Raw genomic sequence first — 25,879 nt, 5'->3', positions numbered from 1 at the left:
CTGTATCCAGCGGCCGAAATCCGCCGTCGCGGCGCGATTTCTCGCTGCGATGCCACATAGGTAAGTGACGCTTAATCACCACGGTGGCCTATTTTGTGCGTCGCAACGGAACCGTCGCGGCGAAGGAGCATTGGCCGTGGTTGAGATCGTGACAGCCGTGCCTGCCCGGTCGACTGCCAGACCGGGGCATTCCGCCCGGCCAGGATCAATGCTGATGCTCGATGCGCGCCGTGGTGGTTCCTTCGCCGAGTGGTCGTCCGGCGAAGAGAACGGCGCCGGTCCCGTGCCGGTTCCGGCCCGGCCGGCCTCGCTGCGCCGCCGCATCCTCTACGCGACGCCCGAGATGGCGGATTTCGTGAAGACCGGCGGTCTCGGCGAGGTCTCGGCCGCCCTGCCCCGGGCCCTGATCCCGCACTACGACATCCGCGTCCTGATCCCGGGCTACCGGCAGGTCCGCGCCGCCTTCCCGGAGATCCCGGTCGTCGCCCGCCTCGAGGGGTTCGCCGGCATCCCGGCCTGCGACCTCGGCCTGGTCGAGGCGGCCGACGGCCTGCGGATCTACGTCCTGCTCAGCCCCGACCTCTACGAGCGCGACGGCACGCCCTACGGCGACCAGCACGGCGATTTCGGCGACAACGACCTGCGCTTCGCCCGCCTCAGCCTCGCGGCGGCGGACCTCGCCGCCGGCGCCGATCCCGACTGGGCGGCCGACCTCCTGCACCTCAACGACTGGCAGGCGGCCCTGGCCCCGGCCTATCTCGCGTGGCGCGGCCGGCGGGTCCCGAGCGTTCTGACGATCCACAACCTCGCCTACCAGGGCCTTTTCCCCCACGATGCCCTGCCCCGGCTCGGCGTGCCGGACGCGGCCTTCCAGGTCGACGGCGCGGAGTTCTACGGGCAGCTCTCCTTCCTCAAGGCCGGCATCTTCTACGCCTCGCAGGTCACCACGGTGAGCGAGACCTACGCCCGGGAGATCCAGACGCCCGAGCTGGGCTGCGGCCTCGACGGGCTCCTGCGCACCCGCGCCGGACAGGGCCGGCTCGCCGGCATCCTGAACGGCATCGACGAGACCTGGGACCCGACCACCGACCCGCACCTCGCCACGCGATTCGAGATCGACGACTGGAAGGGCAAGCGCGCCAACACGGAGGCGGTGCGCCAGCAATTCGGCCTCGCGGTCTCCCGCGGGCCGCTCTTCGCCATCGTGTCGCGCCTCGTGCACCAGAAGGGCATCGACCTGAGCCTTCAGGCGGCCGAGACCATCGTGGCCGGGGGCGGCCAGCTCGTGGTGATCGGCCAGGGCGAGGGCCGGTTCGAGCAGGCGCTGCAGGGGTTGGCCAAGCGCCATCCCGACGCGGTCGGCGTGCATGTCGGCTTCGAGGAGGCGCAGGCCCGGCGGATGTTCGCGGGCAGCGACTTCCTGCTGATGCCCTCGCGCTTCGAGCCCTGCGGCCTCGCCCAGATGTACGCGCAGCGCTTCGGCTCCCTGCCGATCGTGCGCCGGACCGGGGGCCTCGCCGACACGGTCGAGGACGGCGTGACGGGCTTCACCTTCGGGGAGGCCTCGGCCGCCTCCTTCGGGGCGGCGGTGCGGCGGGCGCTGGAGGCCTTCGGCCAGAAGAAGCGCCTCAACGCCATGCGGCGGCGGGCCATGGCGGCCCGCTTCGGCTGGGACCAGGCCGCCGACAACTACGCGGGCCTGTACGGCCGCGCCATCGGCAACAGCGTGGGACTACGCTGGCGGGCGGCGTAGGGTCGACGTAGGCTGCACACATCGGGCCGGGATGGCGGAGCGCGACGCGCCCTGTCTCCCGCGCGGGAGAGGGGACCCGAGCCGCACGCTGCCGTGCCGCCGCGCCCGCACCCTCGCTCCGGCTTCGCCGCGCGTGGCCCGCGGGGGCGCACCCCGCGGGCGGGACGAGGGGCTCACCCCTCCAGCAGGAAGATCATCGTGGCGAGCGGCGGCAGGGTCAGCGACAGGCTCTGACCCTGGCCGTGGCTCGCCTGGTCGTCGGTGTGGCGGCCGCCCTGGTTGCCCAGGTTGGAGCCACCGTAGACCCCGGCATCCGAGTTGAACGCCTCGCGATAGTAGCCCGCCTGCGGCACGCCGATCCGGTAGCCCTCGCGCGGCACCGGCGTGAAGTTCGACACCACGATCGCCACCTCGCCGGGCTTGGCACCCTTGCGGGCCCAGGCGATGACGCTGTTGTCCTGGTCGTCCGCCACCAGCCACTGGAAGCCGGTATGCTCGACGTCGCGGCCGTAGAGGGCCGGGGTCGAGACGTAGAGCCGGTTCAGGTCGCGGATCACGCTCTGGACGCCCTTGTGCAGGGGATCGTCCAGGAGGTGCCAGTCCAGGCTGTTGTCGTGGTTCCACTCCCGCTCCTGGCCGAACTCGCCGCCCATGAACAGCAGCTTCTTGCCGGGATGCCCCCACATGAAGCCGTAATAGGCCCGGAGATTCGCGAATTTCTGCCAGCGGTCGCCCGGCATCTTGCCGAGCAGCGAGCCCTTCCCGTGCACGACCTCGTCGTGGGAGAGCGGCAGGATGAAATTCTCCGAGAAGGCGTAGAGTAGACCGAAGGTCAGATTGTGGTGGTGGTAGCGGCGGTGGATCGGATCCTCCTGCATGAAATGCAGGGTGTCGTGCATCCAGCCCATGTTCCACTTGAAGCCGAAGCCGAGGCCGCCCGTGTAGGTCGGGTGCGAGACGCCCGGCCAGGAGGTCGATTCCTCCGCCACCGTGATCGTCCCCGGGGCGTGGCTGTAGGTCGCCTCGTTGGTCTTGCGCAGGAAGTCGATGGCGTCGAGGTTCTCGTTGCCGCCGTAGCGGTTCGGGATCCACTCGCCCTGGCGGCGCGAGTAGTCGAGGTAGAGCATCGACGCGACGGCGTCCACGCGCAGGCCGTCGAGGTGGTAGTGCTCCAGCCAGAACCGGGCGTTGGCGGCGAGGAACGTCGCGACCTCGGTGCGCCCGAAATTGTAGATGTAGGTGCCCCAGTCCTGGTGGAAGCCCTGGCGCGGGTCGGCGTGCTCGTAGAGGTGCGTGCCGTCGAACAGGCCGAGCCCGTGGGCGTCGAGGGGGAAGTGGCCCGGCACCCAGTCGAGCAGCACGCCGATGCCGGCCTCGTGGGCCGCGTCCACGAAGGCCGCGAAATCCTCAGGGGTGCCGAAGCGGCTCGTCGGCGCGAAGAGCGAGACCGGCTGGTAGCCCCAGGACCCGTCGAACGGGAACTCGGTGATCGGCAGCATCTCGATATGGGTGAAGCCCAGATCCTTGACGTAGGGGATCAGCCGGTCGCCGAGTTCCTTGTAGGTGAGGTAGCGGTTGCCCTCCTCGGGCACCCGCGCCCAGGAGCCGAGGTGGACCTCGTAGATCGAGATCGCCGCGTAGCGCGGGTCCTTGGCGCCGCGGGTGCTCATCCAGCCGGAATCGCGCCAGTCGAAGTCGCCCGTCCCGTGGGTGACCGAGGCGGTCTCCGGCGGGTGCTGGGCCGCGAAGGCGACCGGGTCGGCCTTGAGCGGCACCAGGGACCCGTCGGGGCCGCGGATCTCGAACTTGTAGCGCACGCCGGCCTTGAGGCCCGGCACGAACAGCTCCCAGATGCCGCCGTCCTGCCAGAGGCGCATCGGGTGGCGCCGCCCGTCCCAGTCGTTGAAGTCGCCGACGACGCTGACCTTGCGGGCGTTGGGCGCCCAGACGGCGAAGCGGAAGCCGTCGATGCCGTCGAGCTGCCCCGACTGCGCGCCGAGCATCCGGTAGACGAGGTTGGTGCCGACCTCGCGGAGCGCCGCCACGTCGTACTGCTCGATCGAGGAGCCGAAGCCGTAGGGGTCGTAGCGGCGCCGCTTCGTCCCGTCCCAGGACTCGACCTCGATCTCGTAGAGCGGCCGGTGCTCGCCCTCGACCTTAGCGACCCAGAACCCGTCCGGATGGCGCTTCTCGAAGGGCGCGGTGCGGCCGTCCATCACCAGGGTGGCGGCCCGCGCCTCGGGCAGCACGGCGCGCACCTCCCAGGCCTTCGGCCCGACCCGGTGGGGCCCGAGCACCGCGAAGGGGTCGCCGTGGTTGGCGGCCATCAGCGCGGCGATCGCGTCCGGGTGGACGCTCGGCGGCTGCGCGGCGCCGGAGCCCGGGACATCCGCGGTCCGCGCCGTCCCCGCGCCCGGGTCGGCCCGTCGTGCGAAGGTCTCGTCGATCGCCGTCATTCAGATGCTCCGGGCTCGTGTCCGTCCGTGTCCAGAATGGTGAGAACCCCACGGGCGGGGATTTCGATCCAGTCCGGCCGGTTGTTGGCCTCGTAGTCGACCTCGTAGAGCGCCTTGGTCAGCAGGCAGAGGCGCAGCAGACGGGTCCGGCTCTCCGGATCGGTCACCGCCGCCCGGGAGCCCTCGACCGCCGTCTCGTAGCCGGCGAGGAACGCCGCCTCGATCATGCCGCGCCACGCGGTCGCCGCGTCCCGCGCCCGCTCCTCGGAATCGGCGAACCGCGCGGTGATCTCCCGGATCACCGTCTCGGCGCCGTACGCGAAGGAGCGCATCAGCCCGGCGACGTCCCGCAGGGGCATCGACTTGGCCCGGCGCTCGTCGGCCGGCCGCGAGGGCTCGCCCTCGAAGTCGACGATGATCAGGTCGTTCTCGGCGACGAGCACCTGGCCCAGGTGGTAGTCGCCGTGGATGCGGGTCTTGTGGGCGCCCCGGACCGGTGCCGCGGTGAGCGACGCGATCAGCGCCTCGACCGCGCCCCGGCGCTGGGCGAGCTCCGCGCAGGCCGGCTTGCCGGCGTCGAGGGCCCGGTCGGCGAGGCCCTTGAGCGCCCGGACTTGCCGGCGTCGAGGGCCCGGTCGGCGAGGCCCTTGAGCGCCCGGAAGGCGCGCTCGGCCTGGTGGCGGGCGTCGCGCGCCAGCACGGCGAGGTCGTCCCCGGTGAACGGCTCGGCCGCGAAGGCCGGGTCGTCGGTCTCGATGGCGAGCGCCGCGTGCAGCTCGGCGGTGCGCCGGCCGAGCAGGTCGGCCCAGGGCCGGTGGGCCTGGAACGCCTCCTCGGGGGTCGCGGCCTCGCTCTCGGGGGTGAGCACCACGGTCTCGAAGTCCCGGCGCAGGCCCTCCAGCATCAGGGTCCAGGCGTCGCCCTGGTTCATGACGAACTTCTGCAGGACCGCCAGGGCCGTGCGGGTGCCGTCCTCGGCGACGTGCTCCAGGGTGCCGAGCAGGGCGGGGGTGTTCGAGAACCCCGCCTGCTCGGTGAGGAAGCGGCCGACCTCGATCTCGGGGTGCAGGCCCGGCTGCAGGCGGCGCAGCAGCTTGAGCATCATCTTCGAGCCGATGGCGATCGAGGTGTTGCTCTGCTCGCCCGAGAGCCGGCGGATGTCGGCCACGTCGACCGTGACGTCCGGGTCGAAGGCCGAGGTGACGGCGAAGACGAGCCGCCCGGTCTCCGTGGGGATCTCGCGGGCCTGCCGCATGTCGTCGATCAGGCAGGCGGCGAAGTCGTTGGAGCCGGCCGCGCCGTAGAGCAGGCCGGTGCGCGGCCCCCGGCGCACCCGCGCCACCGCGAAGGGCATGAGGGTCTCGTCCTCGCGGCCCTCCTCGACGCCCACGGGCACGAAGTATTCCTGGGTCTCGCCGCTGGCGAGCTGCACCTGCAGCCGCGGCAGCAGGAAGCGCGCGCTGCCGTCGACGTCCTTCAGGGCGGCGCAGTCGACGACCTTCGTGGCCTTGATCCGCGAGCCCTTGGCGCCGAACCAGCGCCGGCTCGTCAGGAACGGCGGCACCACGGTGCGCTCGAAGGCGACGCGCTCGCGCCCGCTCATCAGGGTCTCGATCCCGCCGGTGAGCACCAGGGTGAACAGCTCCGGCGGCTCCTGCTGCGGGCCGATCACCCCCGACCGGGCGGCACTCAGGGAGAACCAGTAGAAGCCGTAGGACGGCAGGGTCAGCAGGTAGGGCAGGTCGCCGATCGGCGGGAACTCGGTGCCGCCGGTGAGCTCGATCGGCACCGCGGTGCGCAGTTCCGACAGGTCGAGCTGCACCGCCTGCGGCGCGCGCGACAGGTTCGCCACGCACAGGATCCGCTCGTCCTCGTGCTCGCGGATCCAGGCGAGCACCTTCCGGTTCGACGGGTACAGGAACTGGATCGTGCCGCGCCCCAGCGCGACGCTGTTGTTGCGGATCGCGATCATGCGCCGCGTCCAGTTCAGGAGGCTCGTCTGGGCCTGGGTCTGCGCCTCGACGTTGATGGCGTCGAAGCCGTAGATCGGGTCCTGGATCGCCGGCAGGAACAGCTTCTGCGGGTTCGCCCGGGAGAAGCCGCCGTTGCGGTCGGGGCTCCACTGCATCGGCGTGCGCACGCCGTCGCGGTCGCCGAGGTAGATGTTGTCGCCCATGCCGACCTCGTCGCCGTAGTAGAGCACCGGCGTGCCGGGCATCGACAGGACGAGGGACTTCATCAATTCGATCTTGCGCCGGTCGTTCTCGAGGAGCGGCGCGAGGCGGCGGCGGATGCCGAGGTTGATCCGGGCCCGCCGCTCGGCGGCGTAGAACGACCAGAGGTAGTCACGCTCCTCGGCCGTGACCATCTCGAGCGTCAGCTCGTCGTGGTTGCGCAGGAAGATGGCCCACTGGCAGCCCTCGGGGATCTCCGGGGTCTGGCGCATGATGTCGGTGATCGGGTGCCGATCCTCCCGGGCGATCGCCATGTACATTCGCGGCATCAGCGGGAAATGGAACGCCATGTGGCACTCGTCGCCGTCGCCGAAATACTGCGCGGTCTCCTCGGGCCACTGGTTGGCCTCGGCGAGCAGCATCCGGTCGGGGTAGCTCGCGTCCAGAGCGGCGCGGATCGCCTTGATGACGTCGTGGGTCTCGGCGAGGTTCTCGCAGTTCGTGCCGTCGCGCTCGATCAGGTAGGGGATCGCGTCGAGCCGCAGGCCGTCGACGCCCATGTCGAGCCAGTAGCGCATCACGTCGATGACCGCTTCCAGCACCTTCGGGTTGTCGAAGTTGAGATCCGGCTGGTGGCTGTAGAACCGGTGCCAGAAATACTGCTTGGCGACCGGGTCCCAGGTCCAGTTCGACGCCTCGGTGTCGAGGAAGATGATCCGCGTGTCCTTGTACGGCTCGTCGGTGTCCGACCAGACGTAGAAGTCGCGCTCGGGCGAGCCGGGAGGGGCCTCGCGGGCGGCCTGGAACCAGGGGTGCTGGTCGCTGGTGTGGTTGATGACGAGCTCGGTGATGACCCGCAGGCCCCGGTCGTGCGCCGCCTCCACGAAGGCCTTGAAATCCTCCATGGTCCCGTAGGACGGGTTGATGTCCCGGTAATCGGCGATGTCGTAGCCGTCGTCGCGCAGCGGCGAGGGATAGAACGGCATCAGCCAGATCGCCGTCACGCCGAGATCGCGCACGTAGTCGAGGCGCTGGGTCAGGCCCTCGAAATCCCCGATCCCGTCGTTGTTCGCGTCGAAGAACGACTTGACGTGGATCTGGTAGATGATGGCGTCACGGTACCATTGCGGGTCGCTGCGATCGATCATCGCGTCGCTGCCTCATCGGTCGAAAGGACTGGGACCGGCGGTCGGGACCGGCCGGGGCGCGGGCGGTCGGCCGCGCGGGGCAATGGTCGGCGACGGGCGGGCCCGTCGCCGGGGTCAGGCGTCATGGTCGAGTGCCACGGGCGGCCTCAGCCCGCAACCCGCCGCGGCGCCCGCAGGCGCCAGATGACGCAGGATCGCTCGGCCGGGTCGAGGGCGATGCGGTGGGACTTGCCCCGCAGCTCGAACCGGTAGCCCTGGAGCAGGTCCTCGACCTCGACGGCGCCGTCGTCGGGCAGGCCCAGCAGCCAGAGCGGCACCTCGTAGGTGCATTCCTGGCGGTTCTTCGGGTCGAGGTTGACCATGGTGAAGACGCAGTTGTCCCGCTCCGGCGTCGTCTTCGCGTAGGCGATGATGTTGTCGTTCCAGGCGCCCGTGAAGGTGACGTTGCGGAAGTCCCAGAGGGCGGGGTTCTCGCGCCGGATCTTGTTGAGCTTGACGATGTGCTCGCGGATGTTGCCCGGCCGGTCGTAGTCCCAGGCCTTCAGCTCGTATTTCTCGGAGTCGAGGTACTCCTCCTTGCTCGGGTAGGGCGCGGCCTCGCACAGCTCGAAGCCGTTGTAGATGCCGTAGACCGACGAGAGGGTCGCGGCGAGCGTGCCGCGGATGACGAAGCCCGCCCGCCCGCTGGTCTGGAGGAAGTACGGGTTGATGTCGGGCGTGTTGGCGAAGAAGTTCGGGCGATAATATTCGCCCATCTCGCCGGCCAGCTCCAGGGCGTAGTCGGTGAGCTCCTGCTTGGTGTTGCGCCAGGTGAAGTAGGTGTAGCTCTGCTGGTAGCCGGCCTTGGCGAGCTTCTTCATCATCTTCGGCCGGGTGAAGGCCTCGGCGAGGAAGATCGCGTCCGGATACTGGCCGTTGACCGCGCCGATCACCCATTCCCAGAACGGGATCGGCTTGGTGTGCGGGTTGTCGACCCGGAAGATGCGCACGCCCCGCGCGCACCAGCCGAGCAGGATGTCGCGCAGTTCGATCCAGAGCGAGGGCAGGGCGCCGCCGTAGAAGTGGACGTTCGAGATGTCCTCGTACTTCTTCGGCGGGTTCTCGGCGAATTTGAGCGTGCCGTCCGGGCGCCACTCGAACCATTCCGGGTGGTTCTTGATCCAGGGATGATCGGGCGAGCACTGGATCGCGAAGTCGAGGGCGATCTCCATCCCGTAGGCGTGGCTCGCCGCGACCAGCCGCTCGAAATCCGCGAGCGTGCCGAGGTCGGGATGCACGGCCTCGTGGCCGCCCTCCGCCGCGCCGACCGCGTAGACCGAGCCGACATCGCCGGGCTCGGCCTTCAGGGTGTTGTTCTTCCCCTTGCGGTTGGTCCGGCCCACGGGGTGGATCGGCGTGAAGTAGAGGACGTCGAAGCCGAGCTCGCGGATCTCGGGCAGGCGCCGGATCACGTCGTCGAAGGTGCCGTGGCGGTTCACGTCCATCGACTGGGAGCGCGGGAAGATCTCGTACCAGGCGGAGAACCGGGCCGCGAGGCGGTCGGCGATCACCGGCAGGGTCACGGGATAGCGGGTGAGGTTCACCCGCTCGGCGTTGCGCCGCACGAGGCTCGACGCCTCGGGGGCCAGGATCCGGTCGAGCTGGGCGGCCGAGCCGGTCTCCTCGGCGGCGAGCGCGGCCACCAGGGCGGCGAGGCGCTCGGCGTNGGGATAGCGGGTGAGGTCAACCCGCTCGGCGTTGCGCCGCACGAGGCTCGACGCCTCGGGGGCCAGGATCCGGTCGAGCTGGGCGGCCGAGCCGGTCTCCTCGGCGGCGAGCGCGGCCACCAGGGCGGCGAGGCGCTCGGCGTCGCGCCCGCCCCGGGTGCGGGCCAGCGAGGCGGCGGTCCCGACGAGCGCCACGCCCTCGATCGTCTCCAGGCGCACGTCGACGCCGGCGGCGCGCTTCTTCAGGGTGTCGCGCACCCAGGACGAGAAGGCGTCGCGCCACGCGATCAGGGTGAACTCGTAGCGGGCGTTCCGCTCCAGGGGGAAGTGCCCGGCCCAGCGGTCGTTGTCGACGAAGACCATCGGGTCCTCGCGCCACACCTCGGTGCCGGCGACCCGCGACAGGATCGCGGCGTCGATGATCTCGTGACCGTCGGAGAAGATGTCGGCCTCGACCCGCAGGGACTCGCCGACGATCCGCTTCACCGCCGAGCGGCCGCCGTCGAGTTCGGGTGTCACCGCCTCGATCACCACCCGGCCCTCCCCGTCCGGGGTGCCGCGCTCCGGCTGGCGGGCGACCTGCTGGGCGCTCGCCGCGAGGACGCGCAGCTCGCCCGGCATCAGGTCGATGGCGCTGCCGGGATGGAAGGCGATCGGCTCGGCCTCCGGGGTCCGGTCGACGAAGGCGCCCAGCATCCCGCCGGTGCGGGCGATGAGCGGGCCGGCCTCGACCGGCACCGGCCGGTCGGTCGGGTTGTAGAGCACGATCAGCCCGTGCCGCGCCGAGGCCGGGTGGCCGGTGTCGAAGCGGGCGAGCGCCACGAGGTCGCTGTCGGGGGCGGAGATGCGGATCTGCGCGCCCTCGACATTGGCGGCCGGCAGCTCCGCCCGCAGGGCGTTGATCGCCCGGACGAAGCCGGAGACGTCGATGCCGGTGTCGTTCTCGCGGTCGCCCGGGGTGGTCTCCACCACGTGCAGCGCCCGCCGGTAGCCCCACTCGTAGCCGATCGGCATGAGCACGCCGGCCGAGAAGAAGGCCGCGAGCGCGTAGCGGGTGCGCAGATGCGCCGCCACCACCTCCGGGCCGCCGCCGATCTCGGCGGCGAGTCGCTTCATGTCGTGGTTCTCGGGGAAGGCGATGGAGGGGGCCAGCACCCGCAGGCGCTCGTACTGCTCGAGCGCCCAGGGCTTCTTCAGGTCCCACCACGCGAAGGAGTTGAACAGGTAGTCGAAGCCGGCGCCGGCCGTGGCCCGGGCCTCCTCGAAGGTGCAGCCGAGGGTCTCGGCGGCGAACAGGCAGGCGGGGTCTTGGCTCTTGGCCTGCCCGATCAGGGCGCGCCAGGTCTCCGGCGGCACCTTGTAGGCGGCATCGCACCGGAAACCCTTCACGCCGAGGCCCTGGAGATGCGCCACGTAGGCGCCCCAGATCCGGGTCAGCTCGTCCCGGGCGGAGGGCGTGTGGTAGTCGAGCTCGGCCAGATCGCCCCAGACGGTGCGGATCGACGGGTCGTCCGGATCGACGGCGGCCGGGTGCATGATCGAGCCGTCCGGCTCCTTCATGAACAGGTCGGGCCGCTCGGTGGCGAGCCGGGCGTTGTCGGCGGTGTGGTTGATGACGAGGTCGGTCATGACCGACAGGCCCAGCGCCTCGGCGGCGGTGCAGAAGCGGCGGATCTGCTCGTCGTCCGGCGTGCCGTCGGGGTCGCGGAACCGCTCGTCCAGGCGCTCGGGATCGGCGACCGCGTAGAGGCTCCGCGAGCCGCCGGTCTGGTGGAACGGGTTGAGGTAGACCCAGTCGAAGCCGAGGGCGGCGATCCGCGGCAGCTCGGCGGTCCAGTCCGAGACGCGCCCGACCAGGAGCGGAAACAGGTTGTAGATCCGCGGCCCCTCGGCCCGGGGCGCGAGCGAGGCCGGCAGGACGGCCTCGGCTCCGGATGTCGCGGCGGCTTTGGTCGGTGCGTTCATGCGGCCCTTCGGCTCCCGTTCCCTGTGTCGTAACGCCCGAACCGCGCAGGCGTGCCGCGCGATCCGGTGGGCCCTGTCTCAGCAGACTCGCGTGACAGGGTTGCGGAGGCGGCCCCGGACGTCACGCCCGGACTGCCGTCCTTGCGCGCGGAACGGAGCAATCCGGTAGCGCCGCGCTGATCCAGGTCGCGCTGATCCAGGTCGCGCTGTCCTGGGTCGCGTTGTCCTGGGTCGCGCTGTCCTGGGTCGTCGCGCTGCGCTCGCGATGACGGCGCGGTCACGACTCCCGCCGCAGCACCGCGTAGGGCAGGTCGCGCAGGAGGTTGCCGAGATCGGCCCCCTCCCCCTCGACCACCCGCCCCGAGACGAGGTCCCGCCAGCGGGTCCCCGTCCCGAGATCCACCCGGGTGCCGGCAAAAGCCTCGCCCGACCAGCCGGTCTCGCCGACGAAGCCCGCGAAGAGCCGCGGCACCGCCACGAACAGGTCGCCGCCCTCCTGGACGGGGTCGGTCCGCCGGTAGGCGATGACGTGGTCGGCCCGCGCGCCGGTGGCCGCGACGGGCTCGTAGGCGGCGATGGCGTAGAAGTCCGGGCGCTCGGCCCGCTCGGCGAGGAGCCGCGCGAGCGTCGCCTGCTTGACCCGCCCGTCCGGCCAGTGGCCCAGCAGCTCGGCGGGCGCCCCGCCCTGCGCCAGCATCCGCTCCAGGGCCGGGTAGTCCACCGGGCGGCGGTTGTCGGGGTCGACGAAGGAGAAGTCCCACACCTCCGTGCCCTGGTAGGTGTCGGGCAGGCCCGGCAGGGTGCATTTCAGGACCGTCCGGCCGAGGCTCGCCAGCATGCCGAGATGGGCGAGCCGCCGGACGAAGGGCCTGAGATCCCGAAGGAAATCCGAGCCCGGGGCGACCAGCGCCGTGAACAGTCGCTTGACCGCGCCCTCGTAGACCGCGTCGACATTGACCCAGCTCGACCGGCGCTTGCCCTCGCGCATGGCCTTCTCGCCGTAGGCGATGAGCCGGTCGCGGAAATCCTCGATCGCGCCGGCCTCGTCCCGCTCCAGAAGCTCCAGCGGCCAGGCGCCGAGGATCGCCTGGAAGAACATCCACTGGTCGTTGGCGTCGGGGGCCGGCTCGCCGTCGATGCGGGCGAGGTGCGGTCCGGCGGTCCGCTGCCACAGGTCCCAGGCCTTCGCCCATTCCTCGGGGATCTCCGAGAGGGCGAGCAGCCGGGTGCGGGCATCCTCACCGCGCTTGGTATCGTGGGTCGCGGTGGTGATCATGGCGCTCGGCCAGTCCCGGGCGCGGGCGATCTGCAGGTCGTGGAAATGCTCGGCGTCGATGCCGTACTCGCCCGGGTCGCCGCCGACCTCGTTGAGGCCGAGCAGGCACGCGTAGCGGTAGAACAGCGTGTCCTCCAGGCTCTTGGCCATGACCGGGCCGGTGAGCTGCTGGAACCGGCGGCGGAAGCGCAGGGCGACCCGCGGGTCCGGCCGGCCCGGCCCCGCCGTCTCGATCCGCCCGAGCAGGACGTCGGCGGCGAAGTCGTGGACCGAGCGGTCGGGCAGGCTCGACCAGCGCTTGGCCTTGGCGACGGCGCCCTCGATCAGGCGCACGTCCTCCGGCTCGACCTCGCCCTCCTCCATTTCCGGCGGCAGGTAGCTCCGGTAGGTCGGGAAGCGCGCGATGATCTCGATCAGCGCCCGGCGCAGCGCGTTGACGGTGAAGTCGCGGGTGCGCCGGTCGGCGTCGGCGACCTCCTTCAGGTCGGAGGTCAGCACCTCCAGCTCGCTCGCGAAGCTGATCTCCAGGATCTCGGCCTTGGCGGCGCGGAGCTGGAAGCCGTAGGGCTCGTCGAACCCCGTGGCCCAGGTGTAGAGCCGCTCGACCTTCCCGCGCCGCGACTTGTCGACCAGGATCCCGTCGAACTGGTTGAGCACGTCGTAGCCCGTGGTCCCGGCCACCGGCCAGGGCCGCAGCCGCTCGCCGGGCTCCAGGATTTTTTCCACGACGACGTAGAAGCCGGGGCCGACAGCCGCCTGGAGCGCCCTTGCGTAGCCCAGCGGGTCGGCGAGGCCGTCGATGTGGTCGATGCGCAACCCGTCGATCCGGCCCTCGCGGACGTGCCGGAACACGGTCTCGTGCGAGCGGTGGAAGATGTCGGACAGCTCGACCCGCAGGCCGGCGAGCGAGTTCACGTCGAAGAAGCGGCGGTAGTTGATGTCGCTCGACGCCACCCGCCAGTGGGCCAGCCGGTAGGCCTGGGCCTCCAGCAGGCGGTGCAGCGGCCCGAAGCTGTCCGGGCGGCCCTTGAAGCCGTTGAGCAGCGCCAGCGTGCTGGCGGTGGCCTCCTGGATCAGCGGCGACACGCCGTAGATCTCGGCGAGCCGGCGCTTCAGCCCCTCGGCCTCCTCGGGGAAACTCCTGCGCCGGCTCTCGTCGGTGTCGATACCCATCGCCCGCAGCCGCTCCGAGATCGCGAGCAGCTCCGCGGTGGTGTCGTCGTCCACGGCCCCGATCGCGGCGATCACCCGGTTGAGGATGGTCGGGTAGCTCAGGGGCCGGATCGGCAGCTGGTGCTCGTAGTGCCAGACGCTGAAGGCGCCCTTGTCGGGGTCGAACTTCAGCTCCAGCGTGCCCTTCTCCAGGGCCTCGCCGTAGCGGTCGCCGAGGAACGGGATCACGAGGTTGCGCCCGGCCCCGAGCCGCTGCCAGTCGATGTCGAAGGCGTCGGCGAAGGGCGACAGGGAGCCCCACTCCAGGACCGACAGCCACCACGGGTTGTCGGCACCGCCGACGCCCATGTGGTTCGGGACGATGTCGAGCAGGAGCTTCATCCCGTGGGCGTGGAGCGTCTCGGAGAGCTGGATGAAGCCCGCCTCGCCGCCGAGTTCCGGGTTGATCGCGCCGTGGTCGACGATGTCGTAGCCGTGGGTCGAGCCGGGCCGCGCCTTCTGGAGCGGCGAGGCGTAGACGTGGCTGATCCCGAGCCGGTGGAGGTAGGGCACGATCCGGCCCGCATCCGCGAAGGTGAAGTCCTTGTGGAACTGCAGCCGGTAGGTCGCGCGCGGCGGCGGCGCGGCGAGGCGCGCNGGGCCGCGGGCCTCGGCCGAGAGGGCGGCCGCGAGCTTCGCCAGGGGCCCGCCGGGGGCGGCGATGTCCGCGAGATCCCGGTCGAGCTTGCGCCGCCAGTTCGGGTAGCCCTCGGTCGAGCCCGGCACGTTGGCCTGGGCGAGTTCCGAGACCACGTCCTCGTACTGGACGGCGGTGAGCATCGCGGGCGCGCGGGCGAGGTAGCGGGCGGCGGCCTCGAAGGGCGCCGAGTCCGGCGGCTCGGCGGAGGGCAGCAGCTGCTCGGCCGCCAGCGCCTCGGCGAGGCGGCGGCGCTCGACGACGCGCTCGCCCCGCTCGGTCTCGGCCCGCTCCTGATCGTAGAGGCCCAGCGACTGGCGGGTGTCGGTGTCGACCCCGCGCCACCAGCCGACGAAGGTCGGCAGATCGTGGGTGGTGATGGCGGTCAGCGCGTCGCGCGGATAGGCCGAGGGCGGCTTGAACCGGCCGTCGCCCTCGCGCTCGAAGGCGAGGATCCGGTAGCTCAGCACCCCCGCCCGCATCAGCGCATCGGAGAAACCCTCGGGCGCGGTGCCGAGGTCTTCCGCAATCACCAAGCACTTGTTGCGGTGGCTCTCGAGCCGCAGCACCGCCAGCATCGGCTCGAACGGCATCGCCACGTAGGCGCCGGCCTGGGCGCCCGCGCCCAGCGGGATCAGGAACAGCCGGGCGAGCTGGAAGGCGTGGTCGATCCGGATCGCGCCGGCGTGGCGCATGTTGGCCTGGACCAGGGCCCGGAAGGCGGCGAGGCCGTCGCGCTCCATCGCCAGCGGGTCGAAGGCCGGCAGGCCCCAGTTCTGGCCCTTGGGCGCCAGCAGGTCCGGCGGCGCGCCGATCGACACCTTGTCGGCGAAGCGCTCGGGATGCGACCAGATCTCGGACCCGCCCCGGTCGGCGCCGACCGCGAGGTCGCGGTAGAGCCCGACCCGCATGCCGGCGCCGAGCGCCGCCGCGGAGGCTTCTTCGAGCTGACGGTCGGCGAGGTATTGCAGCCACGCGTGGTAGCCGACCAACTCGGCGTTCCCCGCCGCGAAGGCCCGCACCGCCTCCGTGCCGGCCCGGCGATACGCCTCCGGCCAGTCGCCCAGCCAGTGCGCCCCCTGCCCCCGGAAGTGCTCCGACAGGGCCTCGAACAGGGCGTGCGATTCCAGATCCTCCCCGCCCTCCTGGCGGAAGCGCTCGAAGCCGGCATCGGTGCCGGCGCGCGCCGGCGATTCGGCCCACAGGGCGCGGAGCACCGGATCGAGCACGTCGTGCACGCCCTGGTGGTCGACGAGGGCGGCCTCGCGCAGCGCCGTGATCGCGTCCGCGCGCTCGGCGAGCAGCGCCTCGGCCCGGGAGCCCGCGAGCCCCGGGAGGCTGCGCGGCGCGATGAACAGGGTCTCTAGAAATAAGCGCGAGGAGGGCGAGTAGGGCGAGATCTTGGTCCGGTCGGAGCCGAACAGGGCGTGGACCGGGCTCAGTCCCAAAAAAGCCGCGCCGCGCAGGGCGGCCTCGCGGGCGGCCTCACCGGCATCCGCGTAGGTGCCGATGCCGATATTGGTCGCCGAGCGCAGGCCGTAGAGCTGGGCGGCCAGGCCCCAGTCGGAGGCGCCCTCCTCGGTGTAGGGGCGCGGGCGCCAGCAGCGCTGCGGCGCGGCGATGACCCAGGCCTCGGTGCGGGTCTGCCCGGCCTGCACGGTGAGGCGGTGATAGCCCGGCGTCAGCGGCGGCAGCTCGAAGCCGGGCTCCGACCCCTGCGGATTGGCCCGGCCCTCGCGGGCGGTGCCGCGCTCGTCGACGAGGCGCCAGACCAGGGTGTGGGGCGCGCCGTTCTGGAGCCGCACCGGCACGCGCGCCGCCCGGCGGGCCTCCACGGGCAGGAGCGGTGGGATCAGGCCCCGGCGCAGGCGCTCGACCTGCGCCAGGCTCTCGGCGATCGCCGCCTCGTCCTCCACGGCGAAGCCAAGGGCTGCGAGCAGGCCGCGGCGCACCTCCAGGGACGTCTCGACGGGCTTGCCGAAGGCGTCGGTGTAGCCGCCAGCGACGCCGACGAGGTCGGCCAGCTGTTCCAGGGCGCTCACGTTCGAGGCGTTCACGAGCGGGACTCCGTCAGGAACACGCCCGTCCAAGACGGGAGATCGCGTCCGGCCCCGTCCGGGGCGTTGGTCCAGACCACACGGGCACCGCCCGGATCCAGCGCGAAGGCGGAATCCCCGACATTGGCGACGAAGCGCAGGGTGCCGGCGCCGAAGCGCCACGTGCAGTCGACCACGTCCGCGCGCGGCATCGTGGCGGCGGCGCCGTCGTAGCCGGACTTCGCCAGGGGCACGACGACGTCGCGGCGCAGCCCCAGGAGCCGGGTCGTCTCGGCCAGCACCTCCCGGTGGGGCGAGCGCTCCCGCTCGGACCAGTCGAGCTTTGACTGCTCGAACGTCTCGCGTTCGGTCGGATCGGGGATCTTCGAGGTGTCGTCCGCGAACGCCGCGAAGCTCTTGAACTCGCGGCGGCGGCCGTCGCGCACCGCCGTGTTCAGCGCCTCGTCCGGCGCGAAGTCGACGAAGAACAGGAACGGCGCCGAGGCCGACCATTCCTCGCCCATCCAGAGCATCGGGATCTGCGGCGCCAGCAGGAGGCCGGCCCGGGCGAGGTCGAGCTTCTTCGGATCGGCCAGATGGTTGAGCCGCTCGCCGAGCGCCCGGTTGCCGACCTGATCGTGGTTCTGCAGGAAGGTCACGAAGGCCGAGGGCGGCAGGTGCCCGGAGGGCTCGCCGCGCGGGTGGTTGTCGAGGGTCGAGAACGGCTCGCCCTGATAGGCAAACCCCTCCGCGAGGCAGCGGGCGAGGTGGGCGACCGGTTTGTCGGCAAAGCTCTTATAGTAGCCGGCGTCCTCGCCCGTGAGCAGCACGTGCCAGCAATGGTGCAGGTCGTCGGCCCACTGGGCGTCGTGCATCTTGGGGCGCCCGGCGGCGTCGCGCTCCAGCCAGCGGGCCTGGTTGGCCTCGTTCTCCAGCATCAGGTGGATCTGCCGGTTGGGAAACGTCTTCCGGACCGTCTCGCCGAGCTCGGCCAGGAAGTGGCGGGGCGAGTCGTCGAGGATCGCGTGGACGGCGTCGAAGCGCAGGCCGTCGAAATGGTACTCCTCCAGCCAGTACAGGGCGTTCTGGATGAAGTACTGCCGCACCGTGGCGCCGCTCTCCTTGCCGTCGAAGTTGATGCCCGCGCCCCAGGGCGTCTGGTGGCGCTCGGTGAAGAAGGTCTTGGCGTAGGCGTGGAGGTAGTTCCCGGCCGGGCCGAAGTGGTTGTAGACCGCGTCGAGGTAGACCATCAGGCCGAGCCCGTGGGCGGTGTCGATCAGGCGCTTGAGGTCGTCCGGGCGGCCGTAGGCGCCGTCCGGCGCGTAGGGCTGGACGCCGTCGTAGCCCCAGTTGCGCGAGCCCTTGAAGTCGGCGAGCGGCAGCAGCTCGAGGGCGGTGACGCCGAGCGCCTTGAGGTCCGGCAGCCGGGCCTGCAGGCCGGCATAGGTGCCCTCCCGCGTCGCGGTGCCGACATGGCACTCGTAGATCACCGCCTCCTCGAAGGGCCGCCCGGTCCAGGCCTCGTCCGACCACTCGAAGCCGCGCGGGTCGATCACCTCGCTGAGGCCCGAGACGTCGTCCGGCTGGAAGCGGGAGGCGGGATCGGGGACGACGAGGTCGCCGTCGATGCGGAAGCCGTAGCGGGCGCCGGGCTTGACTCCGGGCAGGGCGGTGCGCCGCCAGCCGCCGCCGGATTCGGGCAGCGGGTGGTCGACGCCGTCGACGACGAGGTCGACGCTCTGGGCGGTGGGTGCCCAGAGGGCGAAGCGGACGCCGCCCCCGACCATCTCGGCCCCGAATTCCATGCTGTGGGCGCGCCGCATCGGGCCACCGTCCTCGTCATTGGCCGCGCGCACCGGGACGCAAGCGCGGCAGGATCATCTGTCGTGGGAGAAGGCCCCGGGCCCGATCCGGTTCCCGCAGCGCAGCTATGGCGGAGCGGCCGCGTGGCAATGGGGTGACGGCGGGGGGTGACGGCGGGGGTGACGGCGGGGGGGCGGCGGGCCGAGAGCGGCCACGGCGGACCGCGCGGAAACTTAGCCGCAGTTCCGTCCGCGCGGGGCGGCCCTATCTTGCCGGCCGGCACTCTCGTCGGTCTGGGAGCGGACACTGGGTCGGACGCACATCATCGGCATCCACGGGCTGGCCAACAAGCCGCCCCGGGACGAGAAGGCCGCCTGGTGGCGCGCCGCGATCCGCGAGGGGCTCGACCGCAATCTCGGGCTCCGGGTCGCGGAGGCCGACCTGCCCTTCACCTTCGTCTACTGGGCGGACCTGCGCTACCCGCAGCCGCTCGCGGGCGACCGCAACCGGGAGCCCTACCGCCCCGATCACGGCCTCGGGCCGTTCCCCTCCCCGGCGGGAGAGCCGGAGCGCGCCGAGCCGACCCTCACCGACCGGATCTACCGCGGCCTGTCGCACCTGCAGGAGGCCGCCGGGCTGACGCCGGTGGACGACCTGATCCTGGAATACCGCCTCGACGATCTCTGGGGCTACTACGCGGACGCGGCGTTCCGGGCGGCGGCGCGGGCGCGGAAATCTCGTGCGTCGCCTTGGCGGTCTGCTCGGCCAGCGCCTTCACCTCGGAGGCGACCACCGCGAAGCCCTTGCCGGCGGCCCCGGCCCGCNGCGGGCGGTCTGGAGCCCGCGGTCGAGGTCCCGCAGCCGCTCGCCGCCCTGCGCGACGAGGCGCTTCAGCCGCTCGACCTCCGCGGCGAAGCGCTCGGCGGCGGCCCGGCGGTCGGCCCGCTCGTCCTCCAGGGCGGCGATGTGGATCGCCGCCTCGGTCCCGAGATCCTCGCGGCCGTCGCCGAGCGCCCGGCGCGCCCCGTCCGACAGGGTGTCGATGCGGGTGCCGATGGCGTCGAGGGCGCGCGCCTCGGCGGCGTGGTAGGCCATCGCGACGGCCAGTTCCCGCCGGGCGGTCGCCAGGGCGCCGGCGGCGTCCCGGATCTGCTGGCGCAGGATCGTCACGGCGTGGGCGTCGTGGATCGCCTGGGCGTTGTCGGCGATCACGCCGCGCATCAGGAAGGAGAGGGTCCTCATCACGGTTCACCTCGCGGGAACGACGGACCGGACCGCGTCCGGATTTGATTGAACGTCGTTCATGAAACAGGTAAACACGGGGTGCGGCGGGCCGCAAGGGATAAAATGAACGAGGTTCATAAAAAAATGCGCGGGCGGCCGCGGAAGGAGCCGGGCGACCGGGCGGCCGATCGCCGGGCCCTGATCGAGGCCGCGGTGGCGATCCTGAACGCGGGCGGCGCGGCGGCGCTGACCGCCCGCGGCGTCGCGGAGCGGGCCGGCACGGCGGTCGGCTCGGTCTACACGCAGTTCGACAGCCTGGAAGTGCTGCGGCTGGAGGCGAACGCCGTCACGATGCGCCGGCTCCGGGACACCCTCGCGGGGGCGCTGGCGGCCTGCCCGTCGCGGGAGACGGAGGCGCGGCTCCTGTGCCTGGCCGACGCGTATCTCGCCTTCGCGGCCGGGCACCACGCCGCCTGGGCGGCGATCTTCGAGCGCCGCACGGTGCCGGCACCGGACTCGGTGCAGGCCGACATCGCGGCCCTGTTCGGGATCCTGGAGGGGGTGCTGCGCGACGGCGGCCGCCTCGCCGAGGCGGCGGTCCCCGTGATGGCGCGGGCGCTGTGGTCCAGCGTCCACGGCATGACCTACCTCGCCGATCTCGGCAGCCTCGGGCCCCTCGGCGTGGACGACGTGCGGCCGATGATCGACGCGCTGGTGCGGGCGGCGGTCCGGGGTTTCTCCGCGGGCTGAGCGCCGCCCGGCCCGCTCGCGGGCCGACTTCGGGCCGACTTCGGGCCGACTTCGGGCCGACCCTCGGGCCGACTTCGGGCCGGCCTCAGGCCGCCTGGACCTCCGCCAGGAACGCCTTCACGGCGTGGTCGAGCTCGTCCGAGCCGCGGGTGAGGTCGCGGGCGGCCGCCAGCACCTGCTCGGAGGCGCTGCCGGTCGCGTCGGCGCCGCGGCGCAGGTCGACGACGTTCTCCGACACGCCCTGCGCCCCGGTGGCGGCGCTCGCCACGCCGCGGACGATCTCCTGGATGGCGGCGTTCTGCTCCTCCATGGCGGCCGCGACCCCGACCGCGATGCCGCGCATCTCCTCGATGGTCCGGCCGACCGCGCCGATCGCCGCGACCGCGTCCCGGGTCTCGCCCTGGATCCGGCCGATCTGGCCGGAGATCTCCTCGGTCGCCTTGGCGGTCTGCTCGGCCAGCGCCTTCACCTCGGAGGCGACCACCGCGAAGCCGCGCCCCGCCGCGCCGGCGCGCGCCGCCTCGATCGTGGCGTTGAGCGCCAGCAGGTTGGTCTGGCCGGCGATCGACGCGATCAGCCCGACCACGTCGCCGATCTTCTCGGTGCCGGCGGCGAGCGCCCGCACGGTCGCCTCGCCCTCGCGGGTGCTGATCGCGGCCTGCCCGGCAATCTCCGAGGCGCGGTTCACCTGCCCGGCGATCTCCTGGACCGAGGCCGACATCTCCTCGGTGGCCGCGGCGGCGGTCTGGACGTCGGCGGAGGTGCCGGCCGCCTGCGCGGCCACCGCGCCGGTGCGCTCGGTGGTGTGGGCGGCCGTGACGGTCAGGGTCCGCGCCGTCGCCTCGAGGTCGGCCCGGGTCTCGAACGACCGGGTCAGCCGGTCGAGGGCGGCGGCCCGGCGGGCATCCCCGTCGGCGCTGGCGGCGGCGCGGGCGTCGGTCTCGGCCTTGGCGATCAGCGCGTCCTTGAAGACCTGCACGGCGCCCGCCATGGCGCCGATCTCGTCCCGGCGCTCCCGCGCCGGCACCGGGACGCCGGTCTCGCCGGCCGCGAGGCGGTGCATGGCGCCGTTCAGCGCGCGCAGCGGCCGTGTCAGCCGCCGGCCGATCAGCGCCGCGAGCAGGCCGATCAGCGCCACCACCACGAGCATGCCGGCCGCCGCCTTCCAGGCCGCGTCCCGCAGGATCGCCGCGGTGTCGTCGGCGTAGATGCCGGTGCCGATCACCCAGCCCCAGGGGGCGAAGCCGCGCACGTAGGAGAGCTTCGGCACGGGGGCGTCGGCGCCGGGCTTCGGCCAGTAATAGTCGACGAAGCCCTGGCCCTGCCGCTTCACCGTCTCGACGAAGTCGACGAACAGGCGCTTGCCGGTGGGATCCTGCACGGCGGCGAGGTCCCTGCCCTCCAGCTCGGGCTTGATCGGGTGGGCCACCATGCGGGGCTGCATGTCGTTGACCCAGAAGTACTCCTTGTCGTCGTAGCGCAGGGCCTTGAGGGCCCGGATCGCGGCGCCCTGCGCCTCCGCCCGGGACAGGCGCCCGGCCCGCTCCTCGCCCTCGAAATAGGCCGCGACCCCGTAGGCGACGTCGGTGAGATTCCGCGTCTTGGCCATCCGGTCCTGCTCGACCTGGGATTTCAGGCTGACGAGGCCGATCCCCGAGACCGCGACGATGCCGACCAGCGCGGTGGCCGTGATGGTGTGGAGCTTCGCTCCGAGCCCGATCTTCACCCACGCCCCCGCGATGATGATTGCAAGAGGATGATTTCAACCTGCGAGATTTTGCAGCTTCTGCGTTAGCGGAGCGTGAAGACGGCCTTGCGCGCGCCGGCCCGAGCCTGTCCACTCCCCGTCCAACGAAAGCCCGGCGCCGCTCAGGATCGTGCCGGGCCACGGGGAGAAGCGTCATGGTGCGTACGTCGCGGACGGGCTCGCTGCTGCCGGGCCGCCGCCGGCTCCTGCGGGCGGGATCGGTCCTCCTGCTGGCCGGGCTGGCGCTGGCCACCCCCGCCCGGGCCGACGATGCCAGGGTCCGGATCAGCCGGCAGCCGGGCTTCGTCTACCTGCCGGCCGTGCTCGCCGAGCAGCACAAGCTGATCGAGAAGCACGCCAAGGCCGCCGGCCTCGGGGACGTCGCGGTGGAGTGGGTCAACCTGACGAGCGGCGCCGCCGGCAACGACGCGCTGCTCTCGGGCAACATCGACATCGTCGACAGCGGCTCGACCAACATGCTGCTGCTCAACGACCGCACCAAGGGCGACGTGAAGGGCCTGTGCGGGGTCGGCACCACGCCGATGATGCTGCTCACGCGCAATCCGGACGTGAAGGAGCTCAAGGACTTCTCGTCCAAGGACAAGATCGCCCTGCCCTCCGTGAAGGTCTCGTCCCAGGCGGTGCTGCTGCAGATCGCCGCCAAGAAGGCGTTCGGCCCCGAGAACGCCACCAAGCTCGACCCGCTCACCGTCCAGCTCGGCCATCCCGACGCGGTGGCGGCCCTGGCGAGCCCGCACAACGAGGTCAACAGCCACTTCTCGCTGCCGCCGTTCCAGCAGCGCGAGCTGCAGGATCCGGCGATCCACGCGGTGCTGAACTCCTACGAGCTGGTCGGCGAGCCGGTGAGCAACGCGATCTTCTACGCCCGGACCGGCTGGTACAACCGCAACCCGAAGCTCGCCGCCGCGATCGTGGCCGCCATCGACGAGGCCAATGGCGAGATCGCCAAGGATGCGCTCAAGGCCGCCAAGGACTACGTGGCGGCCACCAACGAGAAGACGCCCCCCGAGACCCTGGTCGCGATCATGAAGGAGCCGGGGACGAACTTCTCCACCACGCCCTACGGCATCATGCTCCAGGCCCGGCACTTCTACGCGATGAAGACCATCAAGGCCGAGCCCAAGGACTGGAAGGACACGTTCTTCCCGATCGTTCACAACCTGCCCGGCCGGTAAGGCCGCCGGGCGGTCAATGCGCCTCGATGGGCCCGGCGGCACGCTGCGGCTTCCTGAGGATCGCCACCACGGCGAGGCTCGCCACGAGGCTGACCCCCACCAGCCAGAACCCGTCCGCATAGGCCATGACGGTGGCCTCCCGGCGGACCTGGGCGGCGAGCTGGCCCAGCGCGACGCCCTTGGCGGCCAGCGGGTCGGCGATGCGGGCGTGCATCCCGGCGGCGAGCGCCGCGAGCCGGTCCTGGGTGCGGGTGGCGTTGACGGTGATCGCCTCGGCCAGCATCGAGAAATGGAAGTGCTCCCGCCGGTCGATCATGGTCGACAGCATGGCGATGCCGATCGAGCCGCCGAGGTTGCGCATCATGTTCGACAGCGCCGAGGCGTCGGCGGTGTCGCGGGGCGCGAGACCGGCCGTAGAGAGCTGCGAGAGCGGGATCGTGAACAGCGGCTGGCCGATCGCCCGCATGAGCTGCGGCAGGATCAGCTGGTCGGCGCCGACGTCGTGGGTGAGCCCGACATTGATCCAGCAGCTCGCGATGAAGAACAGCGTCCCGGTGACCACGAGCAGGCGGGCGTCGACGGCGCGCATGAGCAGGGGCATCATCGGGAACAGGACCAGCTGCGGCAGGCCCGACCACATCACCACCGTGCCGATCTGCTCGGCGTTGTAGCCCTGGATCTGTGCGCAGTAGACCGGGATGATGTAGATCGATCCGAACGACACTGCGCCCAGCACGGTCATCAGCACGCAGGCGCCGCCGACCGAGCGGTTGGCCAGAACCCGCAGGTTGATGAACGGCCGCGCCGCCGTCAGCTCGCGCACGATGAAGCCGGTGATGCCGGCCGCCGCGAGCCAGCTCGCCTCGACGATGACGGGCGAGCCGAACCAGTCCTTGCGCTGTCCCTCCTCCAGCACGAAGGTCAGGGCCGGCAGGCCGGTCGCCATCAGGCCGATGCCGATCCAGTCCCCCTTGAGCAGCTCGCCCCAGCGGGCGGGGGTCTTCTCGAACGCGCCGAGCTGGATCGCCGCCGCGAGGGGACCGAAGATCAGGTTCAGGTAGAAGATGTAGTGCCAGGACAGGTTGTCGGTGAGCCAGCCGCCGACCGTGGGTCCGATCGCCGGGGCGAAGGTCGCGGTCAGGCCGAACAGGGCGATGCCGACCGCCTGCTGGCTCTTCGGCAGCCGCGTGCGCACGATCACGATCGCGGTGGGGATCAGCACGCCGCCGGTGAAGCCCTGGCCGGCCCGGAACAGGATCATCTGGCTCAAGGACGTCGACAGCGCGCAGGCCAGCGAGAAGCCGGTGAACAGGATGGTGTTCACCGCGAGGTAGCGGCGCAGGCCGATCACCGAGGACAGCCAGCCGGTGAGCGGGATCACGATGATCTCGGCCATCAGGTAGGCGGTGGAGATCCAGCTCCCCTCCTCCGTCGAGGCGCCGAGCGCCCCCTGGATGTCGGCGAGCGACGCGTTGGTGATCTGGATGTCGAGGATCGCCGTGAAGGCGCCGAGGATCGCGCCGAACACGGCGAGCCAGTCCCGCGCGCTGGCCTTCGCCTCTGGCACGGCCGGCACCGGGCTCATCGGGGCAGGGCCTCGCTGACGAGGGCCGGGGCAGGCCTCGGCCGGGCGGGACGCACCGGCTCCACCGGATCCCGGGTGTGGACGGTCGCCTCCACCGACAGGCCGGGGCGCAGGCGGGCCACGAGCGGATCGGACGCGTCCAGGGCGACGCGCACGGGCACGCGCTGCACCACCTTGGTGAAGTTGCCGGTGGCGTTCTCCGGCGGCAGCAGCGCGAATTGCGAGCCGGTGCCCGGCGAGAAGCTCTCGATCCGGCCGTCGAACGCGTGGTCGCCGAAGGCGTCGACCGTGAAGGTGACGCGCTGGCCCTCGACCATGCGGCCGGTCTGGGTCTCCTTGAAATTCGCCACGAGGTAGATGTCGCGGCCCATCGGCACGAGGGTCAGGAGCCCGGTGCCGGGGGCGACCACTTGGCCGACCCGCAGCGCCCGGTCGCCGGCCACGCCGTCGATCGGTGCCAGGATGGTGGTGTAGCTGAGGTCGAGCCTCACCCCCTCGACCTTGGCCTGCGCGCCCTCCAGGCTCGCCCGGGTGCTGGCCTCGAGCGCCTTCAGGCTGTCGATCTGCTTCTGCGCGGCGTCGAGCGCGGCGGCGGCCTTGTCGCGGGCGGCGTGGCGCTGGCGGAGGTCGGACTCCGCCTGCTGCTGGCGCTGCACCGTGCCGGACCCGGTCTGCAGCAGGTTCTGGTAGCGGGTGTATTCCTGCTGCGCGAAGGTCAGCGCGGCCTCGGCGTTGGCGAGATCGGCCCGCGACGAGGCGACCTGCGCCCGCTGCTGGACGATCGCCGCGGCGACGCCCAGGATCTGCGCCTTGTCCTTGTCGACCTCGGCCTCGGCCTGCTTGAGCTGGACCCGGTAGGACCGGTCGTCCAGGCGGGCGATCACGTCGCCGGCCTTCACCGGCTGGTTGTCGCCGACCCGCACCTCCGCGACGATCCCGGCGATGCGCGGCGCCACCGTGACCTTGTCGGACTGGAGATAGGCGTCGTCGGTGACCTCCAGGAAGCGCCCGACGCTCCACCAGTGCCAGCCGTAGGTCCCGGCCCCGCCGAGCGCGAGCAGGCCGAGGAGGGGCAGCACGACCCGCGTGCGGCGGCGGCGCGGCGCCGGAGCGGAGACCGGGGTGGCGGCAGCCGCGGTGGCCGGCGCGGAGACCGGAGCACCCGCGACCGGTTCGGCGCTCTTGAAGCTGTCGCTGCGACGTGCGTCCAT

At 71.8% G+C, this 25,879-nt stretch carries 12 protein-coding genes and 1 pseudogene; 3 read left to right on the top strand and 10 right to left on the bottom strand.

Annotated features, from left to right (window positions below):
- Positions 1-214 precede the first annotated feature (214 nt).
- A complete protein-coding gene (gene glgA, locus MMR14E_RS27715) occupies positions 215-1,753 on the top strand; it encodes a glycogen synthase GlgA (RefSeq protein WP_331318791.1) in 1,539 nt (512 codons plus the stop codon).
- Positions 1,754-1,926: 173 nt separating this feature from the next.
- On the opposite strand, the gene glgB is transcribed toward glgA, so the two are convergent.
- The 7 genes and pseudogenes from glgB to MMR14E_RS27680 all read right to left on the bottom strand — a co-directional run bounded on the left by glgB (position 1,927) and on the right by MMR14E_RS27680 (position 19,408).
- A complete protein-coding gene (gene glgB, locus MMR14E_RS27710; RefSeq protein ID WP_331318789.1) occupies positions 1,927-4,209 on the bottom strand; it encodes a 1,4-alpha-glucan branching protein GlgB in 2,283 nt (760 codons plus the stop codon).
- Positions 4,206-7,531 (bottom strand): annotated as a pseudogene (gene treS, locus MMR14E_RS27705) (maltose alpha-D-glucosyltransferase). The gene glgB and the pseudogene treS overlap by 4 nt, the downstream one beginning before the upstream one ends.
- A 146-nt stretch (positions 7,532-7,677) precedes the next feature.
- The gene (locus MMR14E_RS27700; RefSeq protein WP_331318787.1) at positions 7,678-11,202 is read right to left on the bottom strand and encodes a maltotransferase domain-containing protein; all 3,525 of its coding nucleotides are present in this window, start codon (positions 11,200-11,202) and stop codon (positions 7,678-7,680) included.
- Positions 11,203-11,479: 277 nt separating this feature from the next.
- Positions 11,480-16,369, bottom strand: a complete 4,890-nt coding sequence (locus MMR14E_RS27695) for a malto-oligosyltrehalose synthase (RefSeq protein ID WP_331318953.1) — start codon at positions 16,367-16,369, stop codon at positions 11,480-11,482.
- A gap of 11 nt (positions 16,370-16,380) precedes the next feature.
- Positions 16,381-18,186, bottom strand: a complete 1,806-nt coding sequence (gene treZ / locus MMR14E_RS27690) for a malto-oligosyltrehalose trehalohydrolase (protein ID WP_331318786.1) — start codon at positions 18,184-18,186, stop codon at positions 16,381-16,383.
- Between the two features lie 566 nt (positions 18,187-18,752).
- A complete protein-coding gene (locus MMR14E_RS27685) occupies positions 18,753-18,959 on the bottom strand; it encodes a hypothetical protein (RefSeq protein ID WP_331318784.1) in 207 nt (68 codons plus the stop codon).
- Positions 18,941-19,408 (bottom strand): PspA/IM30 family protein, encoded by a 468-nt coding sequence (locus MMR14E_RS27680; protein ID WP_331318783.1) that lies wholly within the window; start codon positions 19,406-19,408, stop codon positions 18,941-18,943. Before MMR14E_RS27680 ends, MMR14E_RS27685 begins: the two co-directional genes overlap by 19 nt.
- 105 nt (positions 19,409-19,513) lie before the next feature.
- Here MMR14E_RS27680 and MMR14E_RS27675 point away from each other — a divergent pair, with 105 nt between their 5' ends.
- Positions 19,514-20,140: a TetR/AcrR family transcriptional regulator gene (locus MMR14E_RS27675; protein ID WP_331318782.1), complete on the top strand. Its 627-nt coding sequence runs from the start codon at positions 19,514-19,516 to the stop codon at positions 20,138-20,140.
- 85 nt (positions 20,141-20,225) lie between these two features.
- Here MMR14E_RS27675 and MMR14E_RS27670 read toward each other — a convergent pair whose 3' ends face one another.
- On the bottom strand, positions 20,226-21,866 hold the full coding sequence (locus MMR14E_RS27670; RefSeq protein ID WP_331318780.1) for a methyl-accepting chemotaxis protein: 1,641 nt from the start codon (positions 21,864-21,866) through the stop codon (positions 20,226-20,228).
- A gap of 176 nt (positions 21,867-22,042) precedes the next feature.
- Here MMR14E_RS27670 and MMR14E_RS27665 point away from each other — a divergent pair, with 176 nt between their 5' ends.
- Positions 22,043-23,083: an ABC transporter substrate-binding protein gene (locus MMR14E_RS27665; protein ID WP_331318779.1), complete on the top strand. Its 1,041-nt coding sequence runs from the start codon at positions 22,043-22,045 to the stop codon at positions 23,081-23,083.
- A gap of 13 nt (positions 23,084-23,096) precedes the next feature.
- Here the strand turns inward: MMR14E_RS27665 and MMR14E_RS27660 are convergent, their stop codons facing one another.
- Both MMR14E_RS27660 and MMR14E_RS27655 read right to left on the bottom strand, forming a co-directional pair.
- On the bottom strand, positions 23,097-24,668 hold the full coding sequence (locus tag MMR14E_RS27660) for an MDR family MFS transporter (protein ID WP_331318777.1): 1,572 nt from the start codon (positions 24,666-24,668) through the stop codon (positions 23,097-23,099).
- Entirely contained in the window at positions 24,665-25,879 is a 1,215-nt protein-coding gene (locus MMR14E_RS27655) for an HlyD family secretion protein (protein WP_331318776.1), read from the bottom strand. Before MMR14E_RS27655 ends, MMR14E_RS27660 begins: the two co-directional genes overlap by 4 nt.

The sequence above is a fragment of the Methylobacterium mesophilicum genome (genome assembly GCF_036441335.1).
GTDB classification, from domain to species: domain Bacteria; phylum Pseudomonadota; class Alphaproteobacteria; order Rhizobiales; family Beijerinckiaceae; genus Methylobacterium; species Methylobacterium mesophilicum_B.
This window is presented reverse-complemented; position numbering and strand designations above follow the sequence as displayed.

Excerpts from the sequence above, each read along its gene's own strand:
- glgA (WP_331318791.1), top strand. The coding sequence starts at position 215 with ATGCTCGATGCGCGCCGTGGTGGTTCCTTCGCCGAGTGGTCGTCCGGC.
- glgB (WP_331318789.1), bottom strand. The coding sequence starts at position 4,209 with ATGACGGCGATCGACGAGACCTTCGCACGACGGGCCGACCCGGGCGCG.
- treZ (WP_331318786.1), bottom strand. The coding sequence starts at position 18,186 with ATGCGGCGCGCCCACAGCATGGAATTCGGGGCCGAGATGGTCGGGGGC.
- MMR14E_RS27675 (WP_331318782.1), top strand. The coding sequence starts at position 19,514 with ATGAACGAGGTTCATAAAAAAATGCGCGGGCGGCCGCGGAAGGAGCCG.
- MMR14E_RS27665 (WP_331318779.1), top strand. The coding sequence starts at position 22,043 with ATGGTGCGTACGTCGCGGACGGGCTCGCTGCTGCCGGGCCGCCGCCGG.
- MMR14E_RS27660 (WP_331318777.1), bottom strand. The coding sequence starts at position 24,668 with ATGAGCCCGGTGCCGGCCGTGCCAGAGGCGAAGGCCAGCGCGCGGGAC.
- MMR14E_RS27655 (WP_331318776.1), bottom strand. The coding sequence starts at position 25,879 with ATGGACGCACGTCGCAGCGACAGCTTCAAGAGCGCCGAACCGGTCGCG.